1 protein-coding gene is annotated in these 314 nt (G+C 40.8%); it reads right to left on the bottom strand.

From position 1 onward, the window contains the following. Positions 1-314, bottom strand: a 314-nt coding sequence (locus PL9214_RS29455; RefSeq protein ID WP_139295213.1) for a tetratricopeptide repeat protein, incomplete at both ends; no start/stop codon positions are given.

The following is a 314-nucleotide window of genomic DNA, read 5'->3' as shown; positions in this document are numbered from 1 at the left end:
GCCTTTTGATATTCTCCCAGACTTAAATAAGCAAGTCCCAAATTATTGAGAGAACTCGCTTCACCGTTGCGATCGCCTATTTCTTGTCCAATAGAAAGAGACTGCTGAAAGAACTCTATCGCTTTTTGGTATTGTCCCAGACTCCAATAAGCAAGTCCCAGATTATTAAGGGAATTCGCTTCACCGTTGCGATTGCCTATTTCTTGAAAAATAGAAAGAGACTGCTGATTGAACTCTATCGCCTTTTGATATTCTCCCAGACTTAAATAAGCAAGTCCCAAATTATTGAGAGAACTCGCTTCACCGTTGCGATC

The sequence above is a fragment of the Planktothrix tepida PCC 9214 genome (assembly GCF_900009145.1).
GTDB classification, from domain to species: domain Bacteria; phylum Cyanobacteriota; class Cyanobacteriia; order Cyanobacteriales; family Microcoleaceae; genus Planktothrix; species Planktothrix tepida.
The sequence above is the reverse complement of the archived record's forward strand: the minus strand, read 5'-3'. Positions and strand labels throughout refer to the sequence as shown.